Source organism: Nocardioides sp. (assembly GCF_051876515.1).
Lineage (GTDB): Bacteria > Actinomycetota > Actinomycetes > Propionibacteriales > Nocardioidaceae > Nocardioides.
In genome coordinates this window covers 1-4,992 of sequence record NZ_JBJEHY010000179.1, presented here as the reverse complement: position 1 = coordinate 4,992, position 4,992 = coordinate 1, and the positions used below count along the sequence as shown (strand labels likewise).

The following is a 4,992-nucleotide window of genomic DNA, read 5'->3' as shown; positions in this document are numbered from 1 at the left end:
GCAGCCCGGGCAGCAGCCGGTGCCTCCGCAGGGGTACCCGCCGCAGGGGTACCACCCCTACGCCCAGCCGCCGCGCCCGAAGCCTCCGCTGACCCCGCGGCCCTCGCAGCTGCGGACGGTGCTGGTGCTGACCGTGCTCGGTGGGGTCTCGGCGATGGTGTCGTACGTGCTCCAGGCGCGGGCGACCGACGCCTCGGAGATGCTGCAGCAGTGGCGGGAGATCGCGCCCGAGCTGTTCGCCGACTACACGCCCGCGATGGTGGAGACCAGCCTGTGGCTGAGCGTGGCCATGGTCGGCATGTGGGCGCTGGCCGCCGTCGGGCTGGCCGTCTGCCTGCTGTGGCGCCAGGAGTGGGCGCGGATCCTGCTCATGCTCTCGGCAGCGCTGGTGGCTCCGTACGGTCTGGTCGCCGGCATCGCCGGCAGCACGTTCATGCTCATCGCCGGCGTGTGCGCCGGGGCGGCGCTGTTCCTGCTGCGCAGCCACGACGTGAAGGCGTGGTTCTCCCGCCGCTGAGGGTCCACGGTGCCCGGCGTCGCCGGCATGCGTGATGCCTAGCGCCGCTGGCTCGCTTGCGTCATACGTACGCGCGCTGGCGGGCCCTGCGTCATGAGGAGCCCCGTGGGAGGGGCGGTTGGTCATACGGAGCCGCACGTATAGGTGGCGCGTATGACGCGCGGGGTCTGGCGGGGCGGTTCGTATGACGCAGCCGCCAGCTCAGGCGCGCAGGTCCGCCTCGGCCAACCGCCGCGCGGCTTCCTCGAGCACCTCGGGCCGCTTGCAGAACGCCCACCGCACCAGGTGGCGACCGGCGTCGGAGTCGTAGAACCCCTGAGCCGGAATCGCGACGACGCCGGCCCGTTCCGGCAGGGCGAGGCAGAACGAGCGGCCGTCGGGCCAGCCCAGGTGGGAGATGTCGGTGGTGACGAAATAGGTCCCCTGCGGGACGTACGGCTCGAGGCCCGCCGCGCGCAGGCCCGCGCAGAGCAGGTCGCGCCGTTCCTGCAGGTCCGCCGCCAGCTCCCGCGGCCAGTCCGCCTCGTGCTCCAGCGCGTACGCCACCGCCGGCTGCAGGGGCGCGCCGGAGGTGAACGTCAGCCACTGCTTGGCGCCCACGACGGCCGCGACCAGGTCGGCGGGACCGGTCGCCCAGCCGACCTTCCAGCCGGTGAACGACCACGACTTGCCGACGCTTGACAGCGTGACGCAGCGCTCGTCCATCCCCGGCAGCGTTGCCATGGGGACGTGCTCGGAGCCGTCGAAGACGAGGTGCTCGTACACCTCGTCGGAGATCACCACGAGCTCGTGTGCAACTGCGAGTTGGGCGACCGCCTCCAGCTCGTCACGGGTCAGCACCCGGCCGGTCGGGTTGTGCGGGGTGTTGAGCAGGATCATGCGGGTCCGCGAGGTCACAGCCGCCCGCAGGGCCGCCGCGTCCAGCCGGAAGTCAGGTGCCTGCAGGGTGACCGGGACGCGCACCGCGCCGCACATCTCCAGCATCGCCACGTATGAGTCGTAGTAGGGCTCGAGGACGACGACCTCGTCGCCCGGGGAGACCAGGCCCAGCAGGGCAGCGGCGATCCCCTCGGTGCAGCCCGTGGTGATCGCGACCTGGGTGTCGGGGTCGAGGTCGATGCCGTAGTGGCGCCGCTGGTGCTCGGCGACCGCGCGGCGCAGGGCCCAGATCCCCAGCCCGGGGGTGTACTGGTTGGAGCTGGGCACCTCCGGCGTGCCGCGCAACGCGTCCACGGCGGCCTCGACCACCGAGGCCGGCCCGTCGGTGTCAGGGAACCCTTGGCCCAGGTTCACCGCCCCGGTCCGGACCGCCAGCGCGGAGAACTCGGCGAAGACGGTGGGCGGGATCATCCGGATCCGGCCGCTGCGACGGTCAGGGCTCATGAGCCGAGGCTAGTGCGCCGTGCCCCACGGGGGACACCTCACCTGCGGAGGGTGAGTTCGGGCGCGGCGCGGTGTGCGGCGCGTGCCGGCGCCCCCTAGATTCCTCCCATGCTGTTCATCGGAATCATCGCGTTCGGAGTCCTCGTCGGCGGCCTGGCCCAGCTGCTGCTGGGCAAGTCCATGCAGACCGTCAACTGGCCCCTGGCCGTGGCCTGCGGCCTCCTGGGCTCGCTGCTCGGTGGACTCCTCGCCAGCCTGCTCAGCGGCGATGGGCTCGAGCTGCGCATGAGCGGCCTGCTGGGCTCGTTCGTGGGCGCCGTGATCGTCACTGGCGCGTGGGGCTACCTGCAGACCCGCCGCGGCGCCTGACGTCGACCGACCAGTGGCCGGTCGTGCGGGCCCATGGTCGAGCCGTGGCGCGGCTCAGTGCAGCGTCGCCTTGGCGACCACCAGCAGCACCCCGATGAGGCTGGCGACCAGGGACTCGGCGAAGGCCCGACCCCGTCGCAGTCTCGCCGCCCGTGAAGTGACGTAGACGATCGCGCCCAGCTGCACGACCGTCCAGGACAGCGCCAGGTACGCCGCGCCCGTCAGGTCGAGGCCAGACCAGTGCGCGCACAGGAAGACCACCAGGGCGGGGACCCCGCCGGCGAGCACCCCGATCTGGAGCCCTGCGTGCCGGGCGAGGCGCACGTGGAGGTGGTCGGCGGCACGGTCGTACTGCTCGCGCAGCGCGTGCAGGTAGACGTGCATCAGCCAGTAGACGACCAGCACCACGGCACAGGCGATCACCACGCGCACCGCCCGCTCGCTGTGCGAGGCGACCACGGCCAGCACGGCCGCGGTCACGATGGTGCCCTCGACCGGCCCACCGATGTCGCGGAGGAACAACCGGCCCGCCCGCAGCACGAGGGGGTGGACGCGGTCCGGGACGTTCTCGATCACTCGGCAGCCTTCATCACGGGGTGGGGGAGGTACGGGGACCAAGGATGCCGGAGGTCCTCGGATCGTCGGCGAAGCGGTACCGCAGCCAGGTGAGCCCGGCCGCGGTGAGCGGGAGAGCGGCCACCGCGCCGAGCACGCCCGCGAGCCCGGCCCCCACCAGGATCGCGAGGAACGTGGTCAGCGGGGTGAGGCTGATGACGCTGGAGAAGACCCGAGGCGCGATCAGGTTGTTCTCCACCAGCTGGTAGACGGCGAAGAACGCCGCGACGGCCAGCGCGGTGCCGAGGTCCTCGGTGAGCGCGACCGCGACGGCCACCAGAGCGCCCAGGAAGGCGCCCACCTGCGGGATGGCGTCGAGGGCCAGCACGAGGACCGCCAGCACGCCCGCGTACGGCACGCCGAGCAGGAACAGCGCCACGAAGGAGACGACGCCTGCGCACACGCAGACCAGCGCCTGCCCGGTCACGTACGCCCCGACCTTGCCGAGCATCTCGTCGAACAGCCCGGCCTTCTCCGCGTCGCCCAGCAGCGCGTGCGCGTTGGCGCGCATCCGTGGCATCGCCAGGCTGAAGTACACCGTCATCACCGCCACCGTGGCCGCGCTCAGCGCGAACCCCATGACGCCGCCCACGGCCCCGAAGAGCGACCCCAGCAGCCCGTCGAGACCGCCCAGCACCGCGGCGGCCACCTCATGGGCGCGCTCCTGGGTGGCAGGCTGCTCCAGGTACGCCCGCGCATCGTCGGTGACGACCTCGGCCACCGAGTCCAGTACCGCGGGGGTGGCCTCGACGAGGTCCTCCAGCTGGTGTGACACCGGTACGGCGATGAGCAGTACCACCCCGGTCACCGCGACGGCCAGCGCCGCGGCCAGCCCGGCGAGCACCGCCCCCCGCCGCAGACCGCGCTGCTCCAGGCGCGCCACCAGCGGCTCGATGCCCACGGCGACGAAGGCCGCCACGAAGACGAGGGCCAGCACCGAGGCGATGGTCGCGAGGGCGGCCAACAGCGTCACGGTCAGGACCACCAGGGCGGTGGTCCGCACCACCCACCAGGCGGGTGGTGGGGCGGGCGGGGAAGGCGTGGTCACCCGGCGACGGGCTCGATGGCGGGCGGCTGCCAGGTGCCGTCGAGGGCCTCCGGGCGCGGGCGGTACATCCGGATCAAGAAGTTCCAGCCCTCGCCGACCGAGAGGAAGTTGGGGCCACCGTCGGGTTCGGTGCCGAAGCGGACCACGACCGAGCCGTCGTCCTCCTTCTGGGCGGTGATGCTGTTGAGGTTGACGTATCCCTCGGCGGTGGGCACGAAGTAGCCGTCGGCGTCGTAGACCGAGACGGACCAGAAGGCGTCGACGGGGACGTCGGCCATCCGCATCGTGTACGAACCCGCGGGCAGGCCCGGCATGACGTTGAGGTAGTTGGCCTCGTACTCGGGCAGGCCGCCCCAGCCGCCGGCCGCACCGAGCAGGTGGCGCACCGGGTCGACCTCGCCGCGGCGCCCGAACGCCGAGGTGTAGTCCGGGAGGCCGTCGGCCAGGCGCAGCACGGCCTGGCGGGTCGCGGTCAGCGACTCCTGGTCGAAGTCGGTCGGCACGTACGGGGCCACGGGGCCGGCGACGAGCTCGAGCTGGTCCTGGAGCCGGTTGACCTCGGCCACGTCCGCCGCGTCGGCCGGGTCGACCAGGGTGCGCACGCCCAGCAGGACGACCCCGGAGCCGCAGCTCTCGGCCGTCAGCACGTGCTCACCGGCGCCGTGGAAGACGTGCGGGATGTAGTGGTCCTGGTTGATCACCATCACCGACATGTACCGGTCGCCGGCCTCGGGCATGCGCAGCGTGACGGGGCTGGACAGGTCCACGATGGCGGAGCTGTAGAGGGTGTCGCGGTTGAGCCGGACGATGGGCTGGTGCGACAGGGGGGTGGGCTCGCGCAGGTGGTTCCACTGGTTCATCCCGCCGGCGTCGGCCGCCAGGCGGGTGAACATCAGGTCGGTCTCGGCGCGGACGAAGTTGTCTGCGTTCACGGGGATGGGCATGTGGGTCTCCTGGTCCGCGCTGAAGCTGTCAGGCCCACCCTCGTCGGCGCCGTCGCGGGAGGTCCACCGCAGCACGAGCCTGCGCGCCCGAATCACCCGCAAGGGGTGAGCGGCTC

The 4,992-nt window shown here is 72.4% G+C and carries 6 protein-coding genes; 2 read left to right on the top strand and 4 right to left on the bottom strand.

Going from position 1 to position 4,992, the window contains the following annotated elements; translation table 11 throughout:
• On the top strand, positions 1–517 hold a 517-nt coding region (locus ACI379_RS13400), incomplete at its 5' end, for a hypothetical protein (protein ID WP_439792591.1).
• A 201-nt stretch (positions 518–718) separates the two neighbouring features.
• On the opposite strand, the gene ACI379_RS13395 is transcribed toward ACI379_RS13400, so the two are convergent.
• Positions 719–1,900 carry a pyridoxal phosphate-dependent aminotransferase gene (locus tag ACI379_RS13395; protein ID WP_439792590.1) on the bottom strand — a complete coding sequence of 394 codons (1,182 nt, stop codon included), beginning with the start codon at positions 1,898–1,900 and terminating at the stop codon, positions 719–721.
• A 108-nt stretch (positions 1,901–2,008) separates the two neighbouring features.
• Between ACI379_RS13395 and ACI379_RS13390 the strand changes: the two genes are divergently transcribed.
• On the top strand, positions 2,009–2,269 hold the full coding sequence (locus ACI379_RS13390; RefSeq protein WP_439792589.1) for a GlsB/YeaQ/YmgE family stress response membrane protein: 261 nt from the start codon (positions 2,009–2,011) through the stop codon (positions 2,267–2,269).
• Between the two features lie 54 nt (positions 2,270–2,323).
• Here ACI379_RS13390 and ACI379_RS13385 read toward each other — a convergent pair whose 3' ends face one another.
• Genes ACI379_RS13385 through ACI379_RS13375 form a run of 3 tightly spaced genes read right to left on the bottom strand, consistent with a single transcriptional unit; the run spans position 2,324 to position 4,876 of the window.
• Positions 2,324–2,845, bottom strand: a complete 522-nt coding sequence (locus ACI379_RS13385; RefSeq protein WP_439792588.1) for a hypothetical protein — start codon at positions 2,843–2,845, stop codon at positions 2,324–2,326.
• Positions 2,846–2,858: 13 nt separating this feature from the next.
• On the bottom strand, positions 2,859–3,932 hold the full coding sequence (locus tag ACI379_RS13380; protein ID WP_439792587.1) for an AI-2E family transporter: 1,074 nt from the start codon (positions 3,930–3,932) through the stop codon (positions 2,859–2,861).
• Positions 3,929–4,876: a DUF1214 domain-containing protein gene (locus tag ACI379_RS13375; protein ID WP_439792586.1), complete on the bottom strand. Its 948-nt coding sequence runs from the start codon at positions 4,874–4,876 to the stop codon at positions 3,929–3,931. The genes ACI379_RS13380 and ACI379_RS13375 overlap by 4 nt, the downstream gene beginning before the upstream one ends.
• Positions 4,877–4,992 lie beyond the last annotated feature (116 nt).

Bases quoted from the DNA above. Each gene is read 5' to 3' on its own strand.
- ACI379_RS13375 (WP_439792586.1), bottom strand. From the start codon at position 4,876: ATGCCCATCCCCGTGAACGCAGACAACTTCGTCCGCGCCGAGACCGAC.
- ACI379_RS13395 (WP_439792590.1), bottom strand. From the start codon at position 1,900: ATGAGCCCTGACCGTCGCAGCGGCCGGATCCGGATGATCCCGCCCACC.
- ACI379_RS13390 (WP_439792589.1), top strand. From the start codon at position 2,009: ATGCTGTTCATCGGAATCATCGCGTTCGGAGTCCTCGTCGGCGGCCTG.